Source organism: Anabaena sp. PCC 7938 (assembly GCF_049315035.1).
Taxonomy (GTDB): Bacteria; Cyanobacteriota; Cyanobacteriia; order Cyanobacteriales; family Nostocaceae; genus Anabaena; species Anabaena cylindrica.
This window is the reverse complement of record NZ_CP186034.1, coordinates 6,032,816-6,057,388: the sequence shown is the minus strand read 5'-3', so window position 1 is coordinate 6,057,388 and position 24,573 is coordinate 6,032,816. Positions and strand designations below refer to the sequence as shown.

At 39.8% G+C, this 24,573-nt stretch carries 20 protein-coding genes and 2 pseudogenes; 14 read left to right on the top strand and 8 right to left on the bottom strand.

Annotation, left to right across the window (positions count from 1 at the left end):
• Positions 1–5: 5 nt before the first annotated feature.
• Positions 6–683, bottom strand: coding sequence for an ABC transporter ATP-binding protein (locus tag ACOWPH_RS27025; protein WP_015213200.1), 678 nt, complete (start codon positions 681–683; stop codon positions 6–8).
• A gap of 266 nt (positions 684–949) precedes the next feature.
• Here ACOWPH_RS27025 and ACOWPH_RS27020 point away from each other — a divergent pair, with 266 nt between their 5' ends.
• From ACOWPH_RS27020 to ACOWPH_RS27005, 4 genes and pseudogenes are all read left to right on the top strand, one after another.
• Positions 950–1,885 (top strand): Sll0314/Alr1548 family TPR repeat-containing protein, encoded by a 936-nt coding sequence (locus tag ACOWPH_RS27020; RefSeq protein WP_015213199.1) that lies wholly within the window; start codon positions 950–952, stop codon positions 1,883–1,885.
• Between the two features lie 153 nt (positions 1,886–2,038).
• A complete protein-coding gene (locus tag ACOWPH_RS27015; protein ID WP_015213198.1) occupies positions 2,039–2,491 on the top strand; it encodes a DUF3531 family protein in 453 nt (150 codons plus the stop codon).
• Positions 2,492–2,499: 8 nt separating this feature from the next.
• On the top strand, positions 2,500–2,931 hold the full coding sequence (locus ACOWPH_RS27010; RefSeq protein WP_015213197.1) for an NUDIX hydrolase: 432 nt from the start codon (positions 2,500–2,502) through the stop codon (positions 2,929–2,931).
• A gap of 390 nt (positions 2,932–3,321) precedes the next feature.
• Positions 3,322–3,883: pseudogene (locus ACOWPH_RS27005) on the top strand (Uma2 family endonuclease).
• Positions 3,884–3,892: 9 nt separating this feature from the next.
• Here the strand turns inward: ACOWPH_RS27005 and ACOWPH_RS27000 are convergent.
• Together ACOWPH_RS27000 and ACOWPH_RS26995 are read right to left on the bottom strand one after the other, a co-directional pair.
• Positions 3,893–4,225, bottom strand: coding sequence for a hypothetical protein (locus tag ACOWPH_RS27000; protein ID WP_015213195.1), 333 nt, complete (start codon positions 4,223–4,225; stop codon positions 3,893–3,895).
• A complete protein-coding gene (locus ACOWPH_RS26995) occupies positions 4,225–4,614 on the bottom strand; it encodes a hypothetical protein (RefSeq protein WP_015213194.1) in 390 nt (129 codons plus the stop codon). Before ACOWPH_RS26995 ends, ACOWPH_RS27000 begins: the two co-directional genes overlap by 1 nt.
• Positions 4,615–5,082: 468 nt before the next feature.
• Here ACOWPH_RS26995 and ACOWPH_RS26990 point away from each other — a divergent pair, with 468 nt between their 5' ends.
• Positions 5,083–6,528 carry a DUF3370 domain-containing protein gene (locus tag ACOWPH_RS26990; protein ID WP_015213193.1) on the top strand — a complete coding sequence of 482 codons (1,446 nt, stop codon included), beginning with the start codon at positions 5,083–5,085 and terminating at the stop codon, positions 6,526–6,528.
• 28 nt (positions 6,529–6,556) lie between these two features.
• Here ACOWPH_RS26990 and ACOWPH_RS26985 read toward each other — a convergent pair whose 3' ends face one another.
• A complete protein-coding gene (locus ACOWPH_RS26985) occupies positions 6,557–6,862 on the bottom strand; it encodes a small RNA NsiR4-regulated ssr1528 family protein (RefSeq protein WP_015213192.1) in 306 nt (101 codons plus the stop codon).
• Positions 6,863–7,020: 158 nt separating this feature from the next.
• Between ACOWPH_RS26985 and ACOWPH_RS26980 the strand changes: the two genes are divergently transcribed.
• Entirely contained in the window at positions 7,021–7,404 is a 384-nt protein-coding gene (locus ACOWPH_RS26980) for a hypothetical protein (RefSeq protein WP_015213191.1), read from the top strand.
• A 145-nt stretch (positions 7,405–7,549) separates the two neighbouring features.
• On the opposite strand, the gene ACOWPH_RS26975 is transcribed toward ACOWPH_RS26980, so the two are convergent.
• From ACOWPH_RS26975 to ppc, 3 genes are all read right to left on the bottom strand, one after another.
• Positions 7,550–7,801, bottom strand: coding sequence for a hypothetical protein (locus ACOWPH_RS26975; protein ID WP_015213190.1), 252 nt, complete (start codon positions 7,799–7,801; stop codon positions 7,550–7,552).
• Between the two features lie 317 nt (positions 7,802–8,118).
• The gene (locus ACOWPH_RS26970; protein ID WP_015213189.1) at positions 8,119–8,565 is read right to left on the bottom strand and encodes a DUF29 domain-containing protein; all 447 of its coding nucleotides are present in this window, start codon (positions 8,563–8,565) and stop codon (positions 8,119–8,121) included.
• Between the two features lie 350 nt (positions 8,566–8,915).
• On the bottom strand, positions 8,916–11,942 hold the full coding sequence (ppc, locus tag ACOWPH_RS26965; RefSeq protein WP_015213188.1) for a phosphoenolpyruvate carboxylase: 3,027 nt from the start codon (positions 11,940–11,942) through the stop codon (positions 8,916–8,918).
• On the opposite strand from ppc, the gene ACOWPH_RS26960 reads away from it, so the two are divergent.
• Positions 11,893–12,048 carry a hypothetical protein gene (locus ACOWPH_RS26960; RefSeq protein ID WP_190645506.1) on the top strand — a complete coding sequence of 52 codons (156 nt, stop codon included), beginning with the start codon at positions 11,893–11,895 and terminating at the stop codon, positions 12,046–12,048. The two genes, ppc and ACOWPH_RS26960, sit on opposite strands and share 50 nt — an antisense overlap.
• 141 nt (positions 12,049–12,189) lie before the next feature.
• Here ACOWPH_RS26960 and ACOWPH_RS26955 read toward each other — a convergent pair whose 3' ends face one another.
• The gene (locus ACOWPH_RS26955; RefSeq protein WP_015213186.1) at positions 12,190–12,426 is read right to left on the bottom strand and encodes a hypothetical protein; all 237 of its coding nucleotides are present in this window, start codon (positions 12,424–12,426) and stop codon (positions 12,190–12,192) included.
• A 356-nt stretch (positions 12,427–12,782) separates the two neighbouring features.
• Between ACOWPH_RS26955 and ACOWPH_RS26950 the strand changes: the two genes are divergently transcribed.
• The 7 genes and pseudogenes from ACOWPH_RS26950 (at position 12,783) to ACOWPH_RS26920 (ending at position 24,339) form a co-directional block, all read left to right on the top strand.
• Complete coding sequence (locus ACOWPH_RS26950) at positions 12,783–15,794, top strand: hypothetical protein (protein WP_015213185.1); 3,012 nt, start codon at positions 12,783–12,785, stop codon at positions 15,792–15,794.
• A gap of 92 nt (positions 15,795–15,886) precedes the next feature.
• A complete protein-coding gene (locus ACOWPH_RS26945) occupies positions 15,887–17,386 on the top strand; it encodes an MBOAT family O-acyltransferase (RefSeq protein ID WP_015213184.1) in 1,500 nt (499 codons plus the stop codon).
• Positions 17,387–17,859: 473 nt separating this feature from the next.
• Positions 17,860–20,584: pseudogene (locus tag ACOWPH_RS26940) on the top strand (cation-translocating P-type ATPase).
• A 200-nt stretch (positions 20,585–20,784) separates the two neighbouring features.
• Positions 20,785–21,867: a photosystem II q(b) protein gene (gene psbA, locus ACOWPH_RS26935; protein ID WP_015213182.1), complete on the top strand. Its 1,083-nt coding sequence runs from the start codon at positions 20,785–20,787 to the stop codon at positions 21,865–21,867.
• Between the two features lie 99 nt (positions 21,868–21,966).
• The gene (locus ACOWPH_RS26930) at positions 21,967–22,224 is read left to right on the top strand and encodes a UPF0175 family protein (RefSeq protein ID WP_042465681.1); all 258 of its coding nucleotides are present in this window, start codon (positions 21,967–21,969) and stop codon (positions 22,222–22,224) included.
• On the top strand, positions 22,217–22,699 hold the full coding sequence (locus ACOWPH_RS26925) for a DUF3368 domain-containing protein (protein ID WP_015213180.1): 483 nt from the start codon (positions 22,217–22,219) through the stop codon (positions 22,697–22,699). The genes ACOWPH_RS26930 and ACOWPH_RS26925 overlap by 8 nt, the downstream gene beginning before the upstream one ends.
• Before the next feature lie 248 nt (positions 22,700–22,947).
• Entirely contained in the window at positions 22,948–24,339 is a 1,392-nt protein-coding gene (locus ACOWPH_RS26920; protein ID WP_015213179.1) for a malic enzyme-like NAD(P)-binding protein, read from the top strand.
• Positions 24,340–24,573: the final 234 nt, after the last annotated feature.

The window sequence follows — 24,573 nt, the reverse complement described above, 5'->3', positions numbered from 1 at the left end:
AAAGATTAGGAATTACGAATTACTACTTCTTTCACTTTATTTTCTAATGTTGCGGGGTCAACTGCTGTTAATACACCATGATTTAGTGTCCAACAACGGTCAGCTATTGGTAACAGATCGCCAGCATCGTGTGTTACAACTAATAAAGTCCAATCTTTTTTGAGTTTCGCTAATAAGTTTACTAGTTGACGACGCATTGACCAATCTAAACCGGCGGTGGGTTCATCTAATAATAATAAATTTGGTTGGCGAATCAATTGCACGGATAAGGCTAAACGTCTTTGTTGTCCACCGCTTAAAGCATGGGGTGGTGTAGATAAGGATAAATGCTCTAATCCCACTTCGCTTAATGCCTGTTGAACTCGCTCTGAACCTAATTCAGGATGCCCTAAACGTAATTCTTCTAAGATTGTACCACCGCAAAAGTGCCTTTCTGGAAACTGAAATACGATTCCGGCTAATTGTTGTAGTTGTTCGGCTATCAGTTGTTGTTCTCTCCAAAAAGCTGCACCGGAGGTAGGTTCAGCCAGTCCAGATAAAATTTCTAGTAAGGTACTTTTGCCGGAACCGCTGGGGCCAATAATCAAACCTAGTTGCTGGGGTGGTAATTCCAAGTTGATAGATTTAAGAATTGCGGTTGGGCAAGCTGTGGGGTGATAAGTTAGATTTCTGAGATAGAGCATTTGTTAAAATTAGCAAGAAGTCAGCGAATAACTGATGGAGTAGATTAAGAAAAACTTGATTTAGCAGCAATAATCAGGCATTTTTTTCTATTGTGGCAGACTTAGCTGAGAAAATCGCTACAACCAGTCAGGGAACCGAAGTAATTGACCAGAGTCTACCTGTGTAGAAAATTTTGACGGTGATAGATGCTTCTGGAATTTACCAATTTTTTACATTTTAAGTAACAGATAAGACAATTTCAACCGCAATTCTTCTGAGGCGTTTTATGTCCAAACAATTTTTCATTCCTCAATTAATTATGTTTTTCCGATTTCCTAACCTTGTTAAAGTCACCTTTGCTACTACTTTTGCGCTAAATTTATTGGTGAATCCTGCTTGGGCTGGTGATCCGTTTCGGAGTGGTGAACAGCATAAAATTGGCGATCGCACAGAAGCCGCTTTTAAAGCCATTTTTCAACAAGGAAATTACCCAGCAGCCGCAGATCATCTGCAAAAAGCAATCTCTGAGGAACCAAATGAACCCCTGGCTTACGCTATGAAGGCTTCTTTCGCTTATGGCGATCAGGATTTAGCCGGCTTAGATAAGTACAGTAAAAAAACTTTAGAAGCTGGACAAAAGCTGATTGCTAGTGATCCCTTACGCGGTAATTTATACACTGGTGTGGGCAACTTTTTAGAGGGTGCAGTCATGATCACCCGTGACAAGAGTGTTAATGGTGTATCAAAAGCCCTGAGTCGCTTGACAAAAGTTTATGAGTATTTAGATAAAGCCGAAGCGATCGCACCTAATGATCCAGAGGTAAACTTACTCCGGGGTTATATGAATTTAATGTTAGCCGTTAATTTGCCTTTTATCAGCCCAGATCAAGCAATTGAAAAGTTAGAAAGAAATGCTGCACCTAGGTATTTAGTAGATCGGGGTATTGCTTTAGCCTACCGGGATTTGAAACAATATCCTCAAGCCTTAGATTATGTCAATCGAGCCTTAAAATCGACTACTGACAATCCAGAAATCTATTATCTCAAAGCCCAGATATTGCACGAAAAGGGTAAAAAAGAAAAAAGCCAGAATTTGATTAAAGATGCAATAGTTCATTTTGATAAAGCTTTAACCAAAAAATCCCAACTTCCCGCTAGTCTAGTCAAACAAATTGAACACGAACGCAGAACCGCAGCCAGCCGATTGACTAATCTGTCATAGTAGTATTCATCTCAGTGAGAAGTTGTCAATTGCAAAGCCTGTAGGGGCGGGGAAACCCGTCCTTTGATCATATTGCATCCCACCCAAAACCGCTATATAGTAAATAGTTCGTAATTAATTTTGAAACCCTTTTACTAATTACCCATCACCAAAATGCACATTCAATTTCGTGAGTTTAATCCTTTTGATGTCTGGATTTGGTTGAAATTCAACATGATTCCCTCTGAACGGGAAAAAAAATATGTAGAAGAAGTATTTAATTCTTGGTTTTATCTTGGTAAATTAGGAGCATTTAATGCTGAAAATCTCCAGGTACAGGAAACTGGTTTAGAACTCAGCTATCTGGATTATGATCCACAAGGTTATAACAAAAGCTTTCTCGCTTTGATGCACAACATGGGCGAGTTTGAGTATGAAGGAGAATGGGGGCGTTGCTGGTTTGATATGGGAACTAGTGATGCTATCTCTCTCGATATCTTAATCAACGCCCTGACTCAATTAAGTGAGGAATATGTTGATATTCAAGAACTATATATCGGTGGAGAAAATCCAGATTGGCCTATCGAAGATAGCGAAACTCGTGCTGATGCAATTTACAATAACTAACTACAAACATGAATAAATCAGGTCAAATTCGAGTCATAGTTTTAGCTCTAATTCGAGACGGTGAAAGAATATTTGTTTCTGAAGGTTATGACCCTACCAAACAATCAACATTTTATCGTGCTTTAGGCGGTGGTGTTGAATTTGGCGAAACTAGTTCTATAGCTTTAGAAAGAGAATTTCAAGAAGAAATCCAAGCTGATTTAACAAATATTCGCTATTTGAGTTGTATCGAAAATCTGTTTATCTTTAATGGTAAACAAGGACATGAAATTATTCAACTTTATCAATGCGATTTTGCAGATCCTAAATTTTACAAAATCGAAAGTTTAACTTTTTCCGAATCTCCAGATCGTAAGCATCGCGCTTTATGGATAGATATTGCTCGATTTAAATCAGGAGAATTAAGGTTAGTGCCTGAGATATTTTTTGATTATTTGTAAATTCAGGAGTCAGGAGTCAGGAGTCAGGAGTCAGGAGTCAGGAGTCAGGAGTCAGGATGAAGAATATTTTTCTCTTCTGTTCCCTGTTCAGAGTTCCCTGCTATATCAAAAATTCTGTATCCTAAATCCTTACACTCAAGATAGCAATCCTCTCTGAGTGAAATAAAAATGTAAGTATTCAGGATAGAGAATACAAAAGTCAGGAGAATAAAGCTTTTTTAGTCAATTTTGATGATTTTTATAAAATCTCTCTTCTCTCTATTCTTCATTTCATAAGCATTCTGAACCGCAGGTCTGCGTAGCGTCTCCTGACTCCTGAATTCTTACATAAAAATTACATCCATGATGATTGCTATAATTAACTTAGAACATCAACCAAGAGAGTGAATTATGTCTATTCAATTAATGACAAGACGTTTCACAGTTGCACAATACAACCAAATGAATCAAGCTGGTATTCTCACAGAAGATGACAGAGTAGAACTTATTAACGGAGAAATTATTGAAATGTCCCCCATTGGTAGAAGACACGCAACTTGTGTAAACCGTTTAAATTTTCTTTTTTCACAATTACTTACTAAAAAGGTAATAGTGTCTGTACAAAATCCCATTATCTTAAATAATCTATCAGAACCACAACCCGATATAGCATTACTCAAACCTCGTGTAGATTTTTATGAAGCTGGACACCCACAACCAGAGGATATATTGCTATTAGTTGAAGTTGCAGATAGTAGCATTGAATATGACAGAGAACTGAAAATTCCTCTTTATGCAAGTAGCGGTATTTGTGAAGTTTGGTTTAATAGATATTTATGAACAACTAATTACAGTTTATCGCTACCCTAATGCAAATGGTTATAGTGAAATCAAAACTTTCCGACATGGTGATATTCTAAATATACAAGCATTTCCTGAACTTACGTTGAGAGTTAATGATGTACTAGGATAGACGATTGAATTAATCGTATCTATCTTTTTTTAATTTAATCACTTCAATGACATTATCATGGTGTTGACCACCGATAATATCTTTTAAATGTATTTTTCCCTCAATATACTGTAAATGTATCCGCCAACCTGATATTTTATCAATATCAGCACGGTAGATAGCTTGTTTAATACCAGTCACTTTGTGTAATCTTGTTTTGGGAAAAGTTCTAGTTCTGTGACATTCATTATCTTCTAGTTCTGCTAAAGCTTTGAGAAACTCTATTTTTAACTCCTCTGGCAAAATTTGCATGGCTTCATAAATAACACCATATTCATCTAGAAGAGGCTTAATTTGTGGCATTATAAAGCAGTAACCTTAACCTCTTGATTTTCATCTACCGTAAAATCTTGATAAATAAATTCTGCAATGGCATTATATGCTTGTTGTGCATCTTCGATGTTAACTATTCTAAATAAAGTAACAAGTATACAGCCAAAAATTGGATCATCATCAATAGTTAGAATTATTCTTTGTTGGTCATTAATTTTTAAAGAATATATAGTTGAATCATAGGAGTGATTAAGTTTTATGTTTCTGAGTTGCTCACTGTGTTGATAAAAAGAATTGTTCTCAGATGATAAAAGTTCAAAATGGCGATTCATTTCTTTAATAATTTTAAACTTCTCCGTATCATTAAATCTTTCTAAATCTTTCTCAAAATCCTTTGTCGATTCAATGAGTATATCCATCAATTTAACTCCTGAGTCGAATATTCAAGGTTACTTTAAATTTATCCTAAACTTATAGATAATTGTATGGTGGCAAATGTCAATGTGCCAGATTTTTTATAAAAAACTGATTTATGTCAGAAATCCATTTATCAGAACCTGTAATCATAACTATTCATGCTTATACTGCAAACGGTTCATAGTTTAACCAAATATGGAACCCCTCTCCATAGACGCGTTCGCGAAGCGTCTCGAAGAGTACCTCTCTCCGTGAACGGGGAGAGGCTTAGAACTCGGTTTTTTCATCAATAAAAAGTACAATTCCTAACCGTTTTGAGTATATAGCAATTCCCAAGCTCATGAAATACACCCCACCTGCGCTGTCGCGCACCCTCCCTTTACCAAGGAGAGGGTTGGGGAGGGGTAATTTTGTATCTAACTAGAGTGGGAAAGGCTATAAGAACAAATCTTTTTGAATAATCAAACATTATGCCAGTTCAACAGCTAAAAAATAAACTACCTGTAACTCTATTCATACTTCTATCAGGAGTGGCTATTACCCAGAGTATTGGTTGTAGCAAGTTATACTTTGATAATAACAAAAATGTAGCAGATGCCCAAACTCCACCTAAACCAGCACCCCAAGAAATTATTCAAGCGGGAGAAGTGCGGGCTTTACCTGGGAAATTAGATACCATACCTGTTTTTAACAGTAATAGCCCGGAATGGGTAAAAACTGAAGGAGTTTTACTTTCTACATTTCCCCCCAATGGGAAAACAGTTCCCGCAGCACATCTTAATTTTCCCTTTCAAGGACGCTTTGATTTATTTGCTCATCACTATAGCCATACTCCTAAAGATTTGCAAACGCTTTATTTGGGTATAGTTTTGCATAATCCTGGTAAAAAATCTGTAACAGTCGATGTTTTACAGGGTGCGAGTTATTTAATGCAAGATGCACCTTTTGTCACTTTAGCGCCATACATTGAAAATAATGATGGAAAGGCTTTTTCTGGGCCGGGAAATAGGGCTGTAGCTGATGTGTTGCGAGGAGTTCGTCAAGCTGATTTTCCGGCTAAATTGGTAATTCCTGCGGGAAAAAGTCGGATGTTGTTAAATCATCCTATTCCGGTGCGAAATTTAGAAAAACCTGTCAATGGTCGGTCGAGCTTTTTTCGTTTGCGTAGCGGTGGCAAAGTTTATACAGCTAGTTTGGCGATGTATGCGAAGAAAAATGCTGATGGTTCTGACCGTGCGCCAACTTTGGCAGAATGGCAAGCTTTATTAAATAACGGTAATTTTGCTGGGCCAAGAGATAAAGTTCCTACAGCACCAGATGCTAAAGGCGGTCAATTGATTTATGGTCGTGTAGCGGGCGTTTCTCAAGGTTCTCGGTGGGAAGCAAAACTGGTGGATAAACCGGAAACGCAAACTTTGACAATTCCCCAACCTGGTAAGGCGATTTCCTATCCTATAGCTACTTTGCGGGCTGGTAGATTAGGTACTGAACAAAGTCAAACGGCGAAGATGTTGGTGCGTTATGCCGACACCGCTTATGAGGCACATGGGAATTATGGTGTGGAATATAATCTCAGTTTGCCTTTAAGTAATAATACAGAAAAAGCTCAAACTGTTTCCATGACTTTAGAAACACCTTTAAAAGACGATAAATTAGCTCAAGGTGGTGTCCGCTTCCGAAAACCATCCTTAGATTTTCCTTTCTTTCGGGGGACAGTGCGGTTGCGTTATGCTGATGATCAGGGGGAACAAAGGACGCGCTATGTGCATTTATGGCATCGTACTGGTCAAGTTCTGGAACCTTTGACAAAAGTTGTGTTACAACCTGGAATGAGGCGCATGGTGCAGCTAGATTTGATTTATCCACCCGATTCCACTCCACCCCAGGTGTTGACGGTGAGAACTTTAGAAAAATGAGGTAAAGACGGTGGGAGTTTTCCCTATCTTATTTACCGCCGTAGAAGAAGGCAATTTCTTTTTCTTTAAGGGGTGCAAAACCTGCATCTACTAATTTTTGGTCTAGTTCTGCTTGGGGAATGTGTTTTGCACCAATGCGGACTATTCGGGAACGCATGGTATTAGATACGCCACTACGTTGTCTACCTGCTTCTAGTCCCATAACTTGGGTGTATAGTTCTAATTTAGCTGATGGAATGGGAGAACCATCAAAATCAACTCCTTGGGCGATCGCTACATCAATAGCATCTGCACCTGTGGTAGTCTGCTCTCCTAGGTTAATTTCGGTCGTCATGGCAATTTGCTCACAAGAATATTAAGTATACTTTACCAGTCTTGCTGCCACCTCTGGCTGTATTGCTTGACTGATGAGCTTTGCGAGTCCAGACTTGTCACTTTTGGAAATTTTCGTTTAATCTCGAACCAGCAGTATAGCAATTTTTAGGTGATGCTATGTCTGATGCCAACTCTCCTCACGACAAAGACCGCAGCCTCGAACAGGCACTAACTAACAAAATTATCGACGATTATTTCGAGAATTCTGAAAGTTGGCTGAGAGCAATTTTGCGGATGTGTATTTTTTCTTTAGCTGAAATTAATGGAGAATCAGTTTTTATTGTTGAATGTCCAAATCACGCTGTAGCTAAACGTTTGAGTCGGAAAACTTATCCGTTTCGAGGAATGGTGTATTTTTTAACTGATAACTTCGATGATCGCGATCGCACTTTGTTTTGCTATAAAGATGAACGTAAAGGCTATTGGCGCTGTTTCGATACTAGTACAAACAGTTGGCAATCTCTAAGTAAGTTACAATCATCCACGACTCCAAGGGAATAGGGATTCGGGACTGGGGACTGGGGACTCGGAAGAAGAAAAGGAGCAGGGAGCAGGGAGCAGGGGAAAAAATGCCTCTCCTCTGCACCCTGTTTCCTGCCTATTTCCTCTATTCACTATTCCCCAATTACGAATTACGAATTACGAATTACGAATTAGATCGTGTAATTGAACCACCAACAAACGCACCTAATATTGTACCTGTCCAAATGCCGGCTGTACTGCCTTGCCACATTGCCCCTGGTGTCACCCAAGCATTACATATCTGTTGAAAACCCCAAGCTTGGTTTTGGCATTTTTGACTGTGGAGCATTGACGTGATTTGTACACCAATCAAACCACCAAAAAAACCGGAAGATAGAGCTAAACAAGTACAAATTAGGATGCGTTTTTTATTCATGGTGGTTGGGGAATGGGGAGGAATAATTAATATAAAACCACAGTCGAAATCAGAATATAGAATTTAGTTTATAAAGAAGTGAAGGTAAGTAATGAGTCAGTAATAATCTAATTATAGCAATTTCCAAGCTCATGAAATACACCCCACCCGCGCTGTCGCGCACCCTCCCCTTGGTAAGGGGAGGGTTGGGGAGGGGTAATTTTGTATCTAACTAGAGTGGGAAAGGCTATATAGCCATTTACATTTTAGCAAAACTCTAAAAGCTAAAACATCTCAGCTTTCGCTCTATTCTTCTGCACCCCTAAAATATCAGCTTTTCAAGGCAGCCAATCTTGATTTAATAATTGTTCGAGAGTATATGGACAATCTTCAGGAAAATGAATTATCATACCTGTTTTCTGCTTGACATATTTTAATGCTTTTTGATAAACTTTTAATTGGTTTTCTTGTAAATGATTTCGTAGATTTTGAGTTAAATACTCGTTGAGTTGGTTTCTAAAGCTCATAATTTCAGCTTGCCAATGATTGGCGTTATATTCATGTTGCTCTTGCCAATATTCAAGAAGTAATAAATGTCTGATAATTTGTTCTAGAAAACTTTCAACTGTTAATCTGTCTCGACGACTCACCGCTTCTAATTCCTCAATCAAATGCTCTAAGTCGAGATTTTCTAGTTGTTTTTCTTTTAATAGTTTCAAGGTTTGTACTAACCATTTCTCATTATCAACTTCATACAGAGAATATAGTTCACTTGCTTGAGTCATTGCTGTACTCTACTTGCTTGTTAGTAATGACTAAATCAAATCTGTCCCACTTCTTATTTTGCCACATCATTGGTAAACAAATGGACGATGAATTGTATTTCATTGCGCCGACGAGCGTGGAAACTACGGAAGGCGATAAAGGCGGTGAATGAGGTAATGAATGACCGGTAGCAACGCGAAACTGAAAAATGACGGGTTTAGTCGTCAGGTGCATCAGATGTCAAATTTATGTTGATTGTTGATGAATTATCGAGTCTGACGCACCCTACAAAGCTACTAAGTGGGAATCCGTAATTACGAATTACGAATTACGAATTACGAATTACGAATTACGAATTACGAATTACCCATCAGCCTGTATTTCTCATTCCCGCAGCAATACCGTTAATGGTTAACAATGCTCCTCTGAGTAACTCACCTTTGCTGTAACGGGAGTGAATTATTCCAGAGGTGCTGGTGTTTTTGTACTGCCGTAGACGCTTGAGTAGAGAAACTTGGATAAATCCTAAAGGTACAATTGTCCCATTTCTTAACTGTACTGAACGCTGTAAAGTTGGATCACCATCTAAAAGTCGCTGGTGTCCGGTGATGTTTAAGACTAAATTTCTGGTGAGATAAAATTCGCTGGCAATTTGCTCAAATACTTTGTCAAACCGGGGTTTGTCTTCTGGGCTGGATAATTCATCAACGTAATGACGTGCCATTTCAATATCTACTTTGGCTAAGGTCATTTCGGCTTTGGAAATTACCATTTTGAAGAAAGGCCATTTGACATAAAAGTAGCGTAGCAATTTGAGGTGTTCTTCTGGTTCGGCGTTTAAAAATTCTTGTAAGGCTGTGCCGATACCGTACCAAGAAGGTAACAAAAATCTGGTTTGTGTCCAACTAAATACCCAAGGAATGGCTCGTAAGCTGCTTAAGTCTTTTTTACCAGATGGTCTTCGCGCTGGACGGGAGCTAATTTGCAGTTGGCTGATTTCTTCAATGGGGGTGACTTGGTGGAAGAAGTCAATAAAATCAGGTTGTTCGTAAATGAGGGCGCGATAATGCTGACGCGATCGCATTGACAACTCTTCCATGATCTCATTCCATGGTTCAATATCATCAAATCCAGTCCGCAGTAAACTAGCTTGAATAACCGCACTGGTAATGGTTTCTACGTGGTACAAAGCCAAATCCAACAAGGAATATTTAGAAGCTAAAACTTCTCCTTGTTCGGTAATCTTAATGCGGCCGTTGATACTGTGACCTGGTTGAGCTAAAATCGCCTCATAAGCTGGGCCACCACCCCGTCCCACAGATCCACCTCTACCGTGAAAAATCCGCAGATGTAAGCCGTATTCTTCAGCGATTTTCTGGAGTGATTTTTGCGCTTTGTGAATTTCCCAGTTGCTACTTAAGAAACCGGAGTCTTTGTTGCTGTCAGAATACCCCAGCATGACTTCTTGCAAATTGGGGTTGAGGGTGGGAGATGGAGAAGAATTTTCGGGTTTAATTGCTTCATAGCCACCTGCTAAGAAGGCGCGATAAAGGGGAAGTTCAAACAGTTGCCGCATGACGCTTCTGGAGCGTTGTAAGTCTTCTACAGTCTCAAATAGCGGTACTACTCTAATTGATCCTACTGCGATCGCAGGATCAAATAATCTCGCTTCTTTGGCTAAGAGTAAAACTTCTAAAACATCGCTGACTTCGCGGCACATACTGATGATGTAAGTCTGACAGATGTTGATGCCAAATTCTTGTTGTAGCGATCGCAAAACCCGGAAAGTTTCAATGACATCGTTGGTTTTTTCCGAAAATGGCAATTCACTGGGAATTAATGGCCGTCTTGTTCGTAATTCCCCGGTTAACCAAGCCACTTTCTGCTCTTCTGAAAGTTCGTTATAGGGTTGGGGTAAAACTTGCAAGTATTCAAGAATCTCATTCAGCGCATCAGCATGACGGGATGATTCTTGGCGAATATCTAGCTGGGTGAGGTTAAAGTCAAAAATTTCCACTTGACAAATTAGGGTTTCTAAAGCTCGACAGCCTAAACCCGTTTCAGTCAAATTGTGGTGAATTAATCGCAATTCAGCTAAAAACTCTGCCCCGGAACGGTACATTGGTGCATCTTCATTTGTGGGCGTTTCCCGTTTATATAAAGCCAAATTGCGATCGCGTGTATTTTCTAGCCGTCTCAACACATAAGCCAGTTTTAACCGATAAGGTTCTTGGCGATAACGCAGAGCTAAAGCATCATAGACATCACTCATCGTTGATTGATCTAACTCTAGAGATTCCAGCAAATCTGGTAATACATCACTCCAGTGCATGGACACACTCAATAACTCAATCAGTTGCGTCACCGACTGAATATATCGCTCTAAGACCATTTTCCGCTGATAACAAGCAGTCTTCCAAGTAACTTCCGGTGTCACCGACGGATTTCCATCTCGGTCTGAACCTACCCAAGAACCAAAGGAGCAGAAATTTGTACTTGGTGGTTCTAGCCAAGGAAATGTTTGTGCTAGAGAATATTTGAGGCGTTTATACAACTGCGGAATGCCATCAAATAACACTTCTTGGAAGTAGTGCAGAGCATAATCTACCTCATCTAAAACCGTGGGCTTAAATTGATGTAGCTCATCTGTCCGCCACCACAGACGAATTTCTTCCATCAATCGCTCTCTCACCTCGGCTGCCTCCCAAGGATAGCCCCCAGAGCGATTTTCTAAGCTATCTAGGTGTTGTAAAAGGTCAACTACCTGCCGCTGTTTATCGCGGATAGTATGACGGACAATTTCCGTGGGGTGTGCAGTGAAGACTAAGCGGATATCCAGTTGAGAAATGAGGCGTTGAATTTGCTGGGGTGGAACATTCAGTTTGAATAACAGCGGAAATAAAGCGGCAAATGTACCCTTTTGTTGAATTGGCGTGGTGTCTGTCCAACTTTGTGGTGAGTCTGATCCTAATGACTTGGTAACTGGTAGGTCATCTTCTCGTTGGTTGGTTGAATAAATAATATTGGCGAGATTTACCTGATCTGTACCGTTTGTATCAGAATAGCGAGTAAGTTGCTGCTTTTGTTCGTATTCCTGCTCAATGATGTTAATTAACTGAAAATACAGAGCAAAGGCACGAGCAGCACGAATGGCCTCGTTGATATTTAATTGTTCAATCAATTCGACTGCGGAGGAAGCCTGGTCATGGGTAGCTTGTCCTTCAGGAGAACACAAATCGCGCAATTGACGCAATAGATCTACCATTTTTTGTCCGCATTCTTGCCGAAGAACCGACTCCCACAATTCCTCTACTACCTGTAGACGATGACGCAAGAATAATTCCGACATGGGGTATGTATTCGCTGCTGGCGATGAAGAGTATAAAAGGGAACCCATATTCTCCGTTCTGGTAAAGCCAATTAATATTTACAGTGCTGAGTATCGAGTACCGAGTGCTGAGTCAGAAGAATGCTTACTAATTTCGCAAACAGTCAATGCCTGACCTTTGTAAGTGGTCTTTTAATTCAATACGGGCTAAACGCCCTGCTAATAGCACTTTTAACTCAGCATTCTTCATAATTCTAGTTTTTTTGTTTGTACTGGAATAGGATTAACCGTAGCCAATAAATGCTTATATATATAGTTAGCTTTGGTTTAATTCCTGTTCATGGGGAAAATCAAGAATGGGCAAGCGATCGCCCCGAAATACTTCTTCACTGGCTTCCCCCAAGGCTTCTAGTGCTTTACCAGTAGCTTTATCGGCTATGAGCAGCAGTAGTATAGACGTTATCCCTATTTGGAGGAGACAAGATTGGGGAATGTTCAAGAAAGTCGGATTAAATCCGCTGGTTGGTGAGGGGTTTTGGGTTACAGGTGACATTGCTAATTCTTGTTTTTTGGTAAGGATTCAGGATACACAATGTTTGATATAGCAGAAAACAGGGAACAGGGAACAGTCATGGGAAGAAATTTCCTTTTTACTTCTTTATTCTTTGTTCCTCCTGACTCCTGACTCCTGACTCCTGACTTCTTGTTTTTGGCAGATGAGTAAAATAAATGCAAAACTCAATCTTGATAAGACTTGTAACCTTATAAGACTATCTTTGCCCATTTTTCTAGCTCTAAAGGTAACAAAATTGTTAAAAAAAAACTGCAAAATGTGCTAAATGTATGTTTCTAGTTTACAAGTACAGGCAAAATCCCCTAATACTCGCTTCCTGTTAAAGTTAACTTCCCATGAAAACAGTATCACTTGAACGCCATCAAACCTTAGTGCAATGGGTAAGCCAAGCCACAGGAATCAGCACTTTCGGGGTGAAAGTCCGGTTGCTGGGAAATGATCTGCACATACTTTGTGAAGGTACAGACTGCCCGCAACGTTGGCGCACTCTGTCTGATTTGTTGCAAGCACTACAGCAAACAGATTTGGATAGCTTAACCAGTGAGGAACAATCCCCAATATACCAAGTATTGGTCTACGGTCGAAAAAAAGGCTCACACCATCCTCAATGGTGTCATCGGGTTTATTTAAATCAATTAGATCGGCATCTAGAGCAGGTACAGCAAGCCATGTTAGTAGAAGCGGAAAAAACACAACTACCTGGTGGGGCGCTGATTGTCTCTAATGAAAGTTTGGCACGCCAAGGAAATCCAGATGCGATCGCTCGCTATTTGAGTGAAAATCTGAGTAGCTTGGGTGTGGCAGTACAAGTCAAAAGTCTACCCCATAATGCCAAGTCCAAATCTCAAAAAATTGTTAATCGTCTCTGGATCTTCTGTCAATCGAGTTATAGCCCAGATGCCACTTTGTTAGCCGAACCAGTAGCCCAAAAATTAAGGCATTTGAAACTGGCTGGTTATGAAGATGCAATCATTGTCTCTCAAGTGAGGGGAGAAATAGACCCTGATTGGCGGCTGCGGGTGGATTTGACACCACCGGAAACAATGCTGAAAGAATGGGCGCGGTGGGGAGATGTGCAAGCGATCGCTCGATTGTTAACAGAGTTGTTATCAGAATTAAAAATCTCTGTCCAAGCTTCTCTCAAAGAATTTACCCTACATATCTTTTGTACCCCAGCAGTTGATCCTGCCAAAACCTCTCCTGCACCAGAGAAGGAACTGTGTTTACAAATTATTCTTTCTCAGTTAGAAGCGATCGCCCCTCAAGGTATTCTAGCAGCAGCTATCTATGGACAAAAAACAGGCGAACAACAACCCGCTTGGGTAGATTGGTTGTCTTTACCATCTGCCAAACATCCCGCTTTAGCAACATCCACACTAGCATTAGGTTCTACAGGTGATGAACCAGCCATTATTTTTTTACTAGAACGCCTACTCAATCCTGATATGGATTGGCGCTTAAAAACTGGTGGTATTCGTGTCCTCCTGCTTCGCAAAGGTGACTTACTGCACGTTATGTGTGATGCGCCTAATTGTCCCACACGGCAACAAGTCGCCAGCAAAGTCACTCAATTTGTTCGCCAACTGAATATCCCTGATCTTTTTGGTGTCAGAGTTTACGGTCGTCGTGCCGGCGATCATCAACCTGTGTGGCATCACGGCTTTGATTTTGCCCAACGTCACAGATTAGTACCAGAAGCCACACCAGAATTTGCCGCAACTGCTGAATATTTTAGTGAACTAGTCACAAATGAAACTGACGAACCAATTCTACGTCCTGATTTAACAAAAGAGGAAGTTAAAAGTTTCGTCACCGAAGCAGCACAAGATTGGATAGAAACTGCTCACAAAAAAGTTAAAAAATTACTTGTGGGAACTCAATTATTCGCAGAACCCAACCACTCCATCGATCATAACCCCGATGAACAAGGATTTTTGGCTAGTCTAGTTTGGGTAGCCTTGGGATTAATACTCACACTTCAAAGTGATTGGATGTTAGGTTACGTCCTGACTCGTACTGTCTCAAATTCACTCAAACGTAATAATGCTTTATCCTCACAGGCATCTTTGACATCAGGAGAAGATCCAAATCAGAGAACAACAGCATTTTTTTCTAGCAACAACAACATAAAATCTACTCAGGGGCATAATTCGGGATTTAATGCCTCTGGTTTTACCCAAAATGATGTCGCTTCATCAGAAAAGTTACCATCTGCACCATTGAAAGCAAAAGCCAGCGCTACTGCTATTCTTTTAGCAGCACGATCTCAAATGCCCAGTTTTAATGCTAGGCAATTAGATGAGCAATTTGCACTTTATAAACAGCGTTTAGCCACAAATGGAAAACCACCAGATATCCTGATTATTGGATCTTCTCGTGCCTTGAGAGGTGTTGACCCCGTTGCCCTTTCTAAAGCCTTGACAACTCAAGGTTATCGCCAAGTTGATATCTTTAACTTCGGTGTTAATGGTGCCACAGCCCAAGTTGTAGACTTGATCATTCGTCAAGTTTTAGAACCCTCAGAACTACCAAAACTGATTATTTGGGCAGATGGTTCTAGAGCTTTTAATAGTGGCAGAGAAGATATCACTTTTAACGCCATTGCTGCATCAAAAGGTTATCAACAAGTTTTACAAAGAGCCACGAAACCTAGTATTAGTAATCAACCATCTCAACAACAGATAAATTCTTCCCAAAAGGCAGAAATCAAAAATGAAACATTAGATTTTAATAGCTATCAAGTTGCTAATGATTGGTTAAATCAAGCTGTAGTTGGTATATCTGCTAGTTATCAACATCGTGACCAAATTAAAACACTATTACAAAAACAACTCAACCATTTACCTTTTAGCAATAACAATCAGCAAGTCACAGTTCAGTTGACAAACGATTCAGAAGAAGATAACGCTCTGCAAGCAGTTGATTTTGATGGTTTCTTGCCTTTATCTATTCGTTTTAATCCTGCCACATATTATCAAAAATATGCCAGAGTATCGGGAAGTTACGACAATGACTATAAATCCTTTCAATTAAAAGGTAATCAAGACGCAGCTTTACAATCATTAATAAAGTTTACAAAATCTCAAAAAATCTCCTTGGTTTTTGTAAATACTCCCCTCACCGCCGATTATTTAGATCCAGTTAGAAAAAAATATGAACAAGAGTTTCAACAGTATATGTTAAATGTTTCTACTACGAATACAAACTTTATTTACAGAGATTTAAGCCAAATTTGGCTCAAAGCCAATGAATACTTTTCTGACCCCAGCCACCTAAACCGCTATGGTGCTTATGAAGTTTCTAAAAAGCTGGCTGTTGACCCCATGATTCCCTGGACTTTTAAATAAAAATGTGGGGAGGGGAGTAGGCGCAGGGTAAAAATTATCTATAACCTCTTCCCAATAACTAATGACCAATCACCAATGACCAATGATTAAAAATGAAGTTTATATCAATTTTTTACGGACTTTTTTTGCTGAGTATTCTGGGAATTTACTGGACTGTAGCCAAGCAAAAATTACGCTTGTGGACGCTACTCATAGCTAGTATTGTATTTTATTCATCTTGGAATATTCAATATTTGCCATTACTACTAGTCTTGACTTTTATTAACTTTCGTTTAGGGTTAGAAATTGGCAAAAATACCTCACCAGGACAACATTCTCAAAACTGGAAAATTTCTAACGAAGATTGGCAAATTGCTCAAGCTGATTGGAATCTTAATCGGCTGAAAATTTTGTGGTTTGGTGTGATTTTAAATATAGGGCTTTTACTAAGTTTTAAATATTTACCTATTTTATTAAAATGGTTATTTGATTTATCTATAAACGCGCCAGATTCCGCTTTTAAATTAACTACACCCTTGGGAATTTCTTTTTTTACATTTGAGTGCATCGCTTATTTAATAGATGTCTATCGTGGTGCGCCAGCTACTGACGAATTTCTGAACTTTGCTACCTACAAATTATTTTTTGCTAAATTAATTTCTGGGCCTATTACTCGTTATCATAACTTAGCAATTCAATTCGATACAGTAAGATTTCCCACTGCCGATAGATTAGCAGAGGGACTGTGGTTAATTGCTAGAGGTGCAGTTAAAAAAGGTATTCTGGCAGATAATCTGGGGATTTTTGTTGATTTATGTTTTGGTAACTTGCAAAGAGCCGGTAGCACTGATTTATGGTTAGCTACCTTTGCCTATGGCTTACAGTTATATTTAGATTTCAATGGTTATGTAGATATTGCTCGTGGGAGTGCTTTACTTTTTGGTTTAGTTCTGCCTGAAAACTTTGATTTTCCTTACTTCAGTAATAGTATTGCAGACTTCTGGCGACGCTGGCATATAACTTTAGGTGATTGGTTGCGTAATTACCTATATTTTCCTTTGGGTGGTTCTCGTCGGGGGTTGCTTCGCACCTGCGGAAACTTATTGATAGTGATGATAATAGCTGGTATTTGGCACGGTTCCGCCTGGGGTTTTATAATTTGGGGAGCATTGCATGGTCTAGCCTTAGCAGTTCATCGTCTCACAGATGCGATGAGCGATCGCTTTAAAATTTTAACCCTATTTTGGGAAAACCCTCTAGGTATAGTTTTTGGTTGGTTTTTAACACAGCTGATGGTTTTCACATCTTGGATTTGGTTCCGTCTTCCCAACGTTCAAGACTCTGCTTTTGTCATCCAACACCTTTGGGGTCATACTGCTGATGAACAATTTGCTGAAAAAGTCTATGTGGAAGCCCTTAATCTCAGCCAGTACCAACTCTCTTATTTATTAATAGTTATAGCTATTCTCATGAGTATAACCTATGCCTTTAAACGAGGAATGAAATTAGAATTTAGCTGGCCTATTAAACTTGTTTTTGTACCTTTATGTTTTTACGCTGTTTGGTTACTAGCACCTGAAGGTAGCTTACCTTATATATATTTTGACTTTTAGCAAATTTTTGTGGCAGCATTTAGCTTTCCTTAATTAGATCTGGTTTATAAGGTTTATTATAGCAATTCCCAATCTCATGAAATACACCCCACCCGCGCTGTCGCGCACCCTCCCCTTACCAAGGGGAGGGTTGGGGAGGGGTAATTTTGTATCTAACTAGAGTGGGAAAGGCTATAGCTTCATATAATAATTTTTAAACAACTTCTTAGAGAAGCCGCTTTGCATCTATGGAGAGGGGGTTTTCATATTTAATTTAATCATGAACCATTTGCAGCATATTTAACTATCAAAGTGGTTTAATACATCTATCCAGAGTGATATGATAATCGGCAATATTTTTTTATCTAAATAATCCGAAAGATAGATTTTTTATGTATTTTAATTAGACGTTAATCAACACAATTAATAATTAATAATTAATAATGCCATTGTAAATTTATCCTGTCAGGGGATGAGATTCGGAACCAAAAATTATGACAGCAGTAGTTAAAAATCAATTAACAGCACATCAGTGGCACAATCTACCTGTACAGGAAGTAAGTCGATATTTAAACAGTAATATTGAAACAGGCTTAAATTCTACTGAAGTAGCCAAACGCAAAGAAAGTCTTGGTACTAATGAACTTAAAGCCAAACACGGCAAAAGTGCTTTACTGCGATTTTTGCTGCAATTTCATCAGCCACTACTTTATATTTTGCTAATTGCCGGTGCAGTTAAAGCATTTTTAGGACAATGGGTAAATGCTGGGGTAATCTGGGGCGTAACTCTGATCAACGCTATTATTGGTTTTGTGCAAGAATCGAAAGCGGAAAGTGCGATCGCAGCCTTAGCTTCCTCAGTCAAAACCAACAGCACTATTATCCGCAACGGAAATAAACTCCAAGTTCCCTCCACTGAATTAATCCCCGGAGACATTGTATTATTAACTTCTGGCGACAAAGTACCAGCCGATTTACGACTTGTGCAAAGCCGCAATTTACAAATCAACGAATCGGGATTAACAGGGGAATCCGTCGCTGTTGAAAAAAGCACCCAACCCGTAGATGCAGACGCAGCCCTAGCAGAACGCACTAACATGGCTTATGCTGGCAGTTTTGTCACTTTTGGAACTGGTAAAGGTATTGTAGTTGCCATTGGTACAGCCACAGAAACCGGGCGCATTTCTCAATTAATGGAACAAGGAAACATCCTCAAAACCCCATTAACCCGCAAATTTGACAAATTTAGTCGTACCTTACTTTACATCATTTTAGCAATAGCAGCCCTCACCTTTGCCGTTGGCTTAGGATACGGTAACACCTGGGTGCAAATGTTTGAACCTGCGGTAGCCTTTGCTGTGAGTGCCATTCCTGAAGGCTTACCTGCTGTAGTTACTGTTACTTTGGCCATTGGTGTTTCCCGCATGGCACGACGACACGCCATTGTTCGCAAATTGCCCGCAGTCGAAACTCTAGGGGGCGCTACAGTTATTTGTTCTGACAAAACTGGGACTCTGACTGAAAACCAGATGACAGTACAAGCCATCTATGCAGGTGATCAGGATTATACCGTCACGGGTACAGGCTATACACCAAGCGGAGAAATTTTACTCAATGAAAACCCTTTAGATTTTAATGATGTTCCTCCTTTAGCTGAATGTTTAAAAGCTGGCTTGTTGTGCAATGATTCCCACTTAGAAAATAAAGATGGGCAATGGATAGTAGTTGGCGATCCCACCGAGGGTGCATTAATAACTGCTGCTAATAAAGTAGGGTTAACCCGTGACAACTTACAAGCGAGTATATCTAAGCTTGATGTCATCCCATTTGAGTCAGAGTTTCAGTACATGGCAACTCTGTATGAAATTAGAACAACAAGAACGAATTATTTACATTAAGGGTTCGGTAGAAGCAATTCTCCAGCGTTGTCAACAGATGTTAAATTTTTCTGGACAACTGACTCCTGTAGATGCTGATACTGTAAATCGGCAAGTGCATACAATGGCGCATCAAGGTTTACGGGTGTTAGCTTTTGCAAAAAAACCAGTATCTGAGAATCTAATCTCAATAGATCACGCAGATATCGAAAATGATTTGATTTTCTTAGGCTTACAGGGGATGATCGATCCACCCCGCGCCGAAGCTATCAAGGCTGTGCAAGCTTGTCAACAAGCTGGTATTCAAGTGAAAATGATTACAGGTGATCATGCTGTCACGGCTGCTGCGATCGCATCTCGCATGGGTTTTAATCATCATCGGGAAATTCTGGCTTTTACAGGTGCAGAACTGGCGAAAATGGAAAAAGCAGAATTAGCAACAGCAATAGAAGATGGGGTAGTGTTTGCCCGTGTGGCACCAGAACAAAAATTGCGGATTGTAGAAGCACTACAATCTAAAGGTGAAATAGTCGCTATGACTGGGGATGGTGTCAATGATGCACCTGCTCTCAAACAAGCAGATATTGGTATTGCCATGGGTGGGGCTGGTACAGAAGTAGCCAAAGAAGCCGCTGATATGATTTTGATAGATGACAACTTTGCATCTATAGAAGCTGCGGTGGAGGAAGGGAGAACAGTTTACAGTAATTTGTTGAAAGCGATCGCGTTTATTCTCCCTGTGAATGGTGGTGAATCTATGACGATCTTGATTAGCGTTTTGTTAGCCAGAGATTTACCAATATTATCTTTACAAGTTCTCTGGTTAAATATGGTTAATTCCATTGCCATGACAGTCCCCTTAGCCTTTGAACCCAAATCTGATCAGGTGATGCAACAACCACCACGTAACCCCAATGAAAAATTACTTTCTCCTAACTTAGTCAAGCGCATTTTCATTATTTCTATCTTTAACTGGATTTTAATTTTTGGTGTCTTTGAATGGATGCGACAAACAACGGGAGATATTGCTGTCGCTCGCACAATGGCAATTCAAGCTTTAGTAGTAGGAAGGATTTTTTACCTGTTAAGTATTACCCAATTAGGTATTGCTATTGTCGATAAAATTCGCGGAATTAGACGAGAAATAAGCGATCAAACTGCAATGTATGTAGGAATTGCCAGCACTGTAATTTTGCAGATTATTTTCAGCCAATGGAGTTTGATGAATCAATTATTTTATACAGCACCATTGGATTTAAATCAATGGTTAATTTGTCTACTTTTCGGCTTGCCTATGATTGTAGTAGCATCCTTTGCCAATCGTTTAGATTCTAATTTTTGATGTTGATACGGTTTAGATAGCAAGGGGAAAAATCTTCTCCTCTGCATCCTGTGAATCTTGATACATTAGTAAAATATATAGCTGATATAATCAATACTTATTTTATTTATCTTTACAAAAATCAACTTATATTTTAATCTTGGAGAAGAAGATAGGCAAAACCACCTATCAACATTATAAAAAAATAAAGCACTTATAAAATGACCACAACCATTCAACAGCGTTCAACCGCTAACGTCTGGGATCGCTTCTGCGAGTGGATCACCAGCACCGAAAACCGTATCTACATCGGTTGGTTCGGCGTATTGATGATCCCTACCCTGTTAGCTGCTACCACCTGCTTCATCATCGCATTCATCGCTGCGCCTCCCGTTGACATCGACGGTATCCGTGAGCCAGTTGCAGGTTCTTTAATCTACGGAAACAACATCATCTCCGGTGCAGTTGTTCCTTCTTCCAACGCTATTGGTTTGCACTTCTACCCAATCTGGGAAGCAGCTTCCTTAGATGAGTGGTTGTACAACGGCGGTCCTTACCAATTGGTAATTTTCCACTTCTTGATCGGTTGCGCTTGCTACTTAGGTCGTCAGTGGGAATTGTCTTACCGCTTAGGTATGCGTCCTTGGATCTGTGTAGCTTACTCCGCGCCTTTGGCATCTGCTACCGCAGTATTCTTGATCTACCCAATCGGTCAAGGTTCATTCTCTGACGGTATGCCTTTAGGTATCTCTGGAACCTTCAACTTCATGATCGTGTTCCAAGCTGAACACAACATCTTGATGCACCCCTTCCATATGTTGGGAGTAGCTGGTGTATTCGGTGGTTCCTTGTTCTCTGCAATGCACGGTTCTTTGGTAACTTCCTCCTTGGTTCGTGAAACAACCGAAACCGAATCACAAAACTACGGTTACAAATTCGGTCAAGAAGAAGAAACCTACAACATCGTTGCAGCACACGGTTACTTCGGTCGCTTGATTTTCCAATACGCTTCCTTCAACAACAGCCGTTCACTTCACTTCTTCTTAGCTGCTTGGCCAGTAATCGGAATCTGGTTCACAGCTTTGGGTGTCAGCACAATGGCTTTCAACTTGAACGGTTTCAACTTCAACCAATCAATCATTGATTCTCAAGGTCGTGTAATTGGTACATGGGCTGACGTAATCAACCGCGCTAACTTGGGTATGGAAGTAATGCACGAGCGTAATGCTCACAACTTCCCCTTAGACTTGGCTGCTGGTGATGTTGCTCCTGTTGCTTTAACTGCACCTGCAATCAACGGTTAATCTGAAAGATTCAGATTAAATAAAAAATACCCTCCAGAAATGGAGGGTATTTTGTTTTGGGTTAAAATAAATGAGTGGTCTTTTTCAAGGTATCTGAAGATGACAACTCTATCTATAGAATTACCAGACAGTGTTTTTTCCACACTGGGGAAAGAACCAGATGAATTAGCGAGAGAAATGAAAATAGCTGCTGCTGTCAAATGGTATGAATTGGGAGAAATATCTCAAGGTAAAGCCGCAGAAATAGCAGGGTTAAACAGAATAGAATTTATGAATATTCTCATTCGTTACAAAGTTTCTCCATTTCAATATACTGCTGAAGAATTAGCCGAAGAAATTGCATCTCTAGATGAATAAAATTGTTATCAATACATCCCCCTTAATTGTTCTTTTTAAAAGCCAGCTTACCTACTTTTTACCTCAATTATTTACAGAAATTATTGTTCCTTCTCGTGTCTGGAGTGAAATTGTCAAAGCTGGCAAAATAGACATTGCATCTCAACAATTACCTAATTCTACTTGGGCAAAACAAGTTAAAGTTAGTGAAATCTCATCTTTGATTTTACCTTGGGGTATAGATTGTGGAGAATCAGAAGTTTTGACATTTGCTTTAGAAAATAATGGTTATCGGGCAGTTATTGATGATGCTGCTGCTAGAAAAGTAGCGAAAAGTTTAAATATCCCATTTATGGGAACTTTGGGAATACTGATTTTAGCGAAAAAACAAGGTTTAATAACTTCAATTTCTGAACCAATTCAAGCATTACAGGAAGCTGGTTTATGGTTATCTAATGATTTAATTCAACTTCTCAAAGAACAAGTTAAGGAATAGATTATTTAAGCCATGTTATTCATATCAATCAATAACATCCTGTAAATCCTTAAATCCTGGACATCCTGATTCAGACCATATTCAACCGTGAAACCCTGAAATGATAATAGTGTATTTAAATACAACTAACAATCAATTTTTGACAGCAAATGCCTAAGTATACACATTAAATGTCATATTTAATTGGGGAAATAGATTTTTATTAAGCAATTCAATATAAAATTTAAAATTTAAAATCTAAAATTACTATGGCAAATCTAACTCCTAATTCTAGTTTCAGTGTCACCATGCGTTTGCAGATTCCCAATCGGGTGGGGATGTTGGCTTCAGTAACTCAAGCGATCGCTCAAAGTGGTGGTAATCTAGGACAAATTGATTTAATTGAGCAAAGTCGCCAAGACTCAACCCGCGATATTACAGTCGATGCAGCTAGTACCGAACACGCTGAAGCTATTGTCCAAGCGGTAAAAGACGTACCAGAAATTAAAGTGATTAGTGTGTATGACCGCACCTTTAATTTACATCGTGGTGGCAAAATTAGTATTACTAGTAGAATTCCTCTGAGGAGTGTTTCTGATCTAGCAATGGCTTACACTCCAGGAGTCGGTAGAATTTGTACAGCGATCGCCCAAAATCCAGAAGAAGTGTACAATCTGACTATTAAACAAAACACCGTTGCTATTGTCACCGATGGTAGTGCTGTCTTAGGATTGGGCAATTTGGGGCCGGCTGCTGCTTTACCAGTCATGGAAGGTAAAGCCATGCTATTTAAGGAATTTGCAGGGCTGGATGCTTTTCCTATCTGTCTAGATACCCAAGATACAGATGAGATTGTCAAAGCAGTGAAGAATATCGCCCCAGTTTTTGGTGGAGTAAATCTAGAAGATATTGCTGCACCCCGCTGTTTTGAAATTGAAAAAAGACTGCGAGCAGAATTAAATATCCCCATTTTTCATGATGACCAACATGGTACAGCAATTGTCACCTTGGCAGCGTTGTTTAATTCTCTGAAACTGGTAAATAAATTAATTGCAGACATTCGGATTGTCATTAACGGTGCTGGTGCGGCTGGGGTAGCGATCGCTCGTTTACTTCGCAAAGCAGGCGCAGAAAACATCTGGATGTGCGATTCTAAGGGCATTATATCAACTACTCGTACAGATTTAACCCCAGAAAAACTGGAATTTGCAGTTACAGCCCAAGGAACTTTAGCCGATGCAGTGCAAGGTGCAGATGTCTTTATCGGTGTCAGCGCACCCGGAGTTTTGACACCAGAAATGGTACAAGGAATGAGCAAAGATGCAATTGTGTTTGCAATGGCTAATCCGATTCCCGAAATTCAACCAGAATTAGCCCCTGATAACGTTGCAGTCATGGCTACAGGTCGGAGTGACTACCCCAACCAAATCAACAACGTCCTGGCGTTTCCTGGGGTGTTTCGTGGGGCTTTAGATTGTCGGGCTAGTACAATAACTACTACGATGTGTTTAGAAGCTGCCAGTGCGATCGCATCTTTAGTTAATCCTTCTGACTTGAATCGACAACATATCATACCTTCGGTTTTTGACCAACGTGTTGCTACCGCTGTTGCTGCTGCTGTACAACAAGCCGCACGGGCAGAAGGTATCGCTCAGAGTTAATGACTAGCCCTTCGGGGCGGAAACAGAGGAAGAACTAGCCCTGAAAGGGTTGCAAACACCTTAAACTTTCTTTTGGTGAGGCCAGAATGCCCAGCAATCATCTGAAATGTGTCCCTGTTTCACCCCCTTACATTTATGTATGGGGTTTTCCCCTTCCTCTCTGCTCCTTTTCTCTTTTTTGACTCCTCACGGCTGAATTATAATTTGTGAGTTTTTTTCCAGCTTTTCATCACA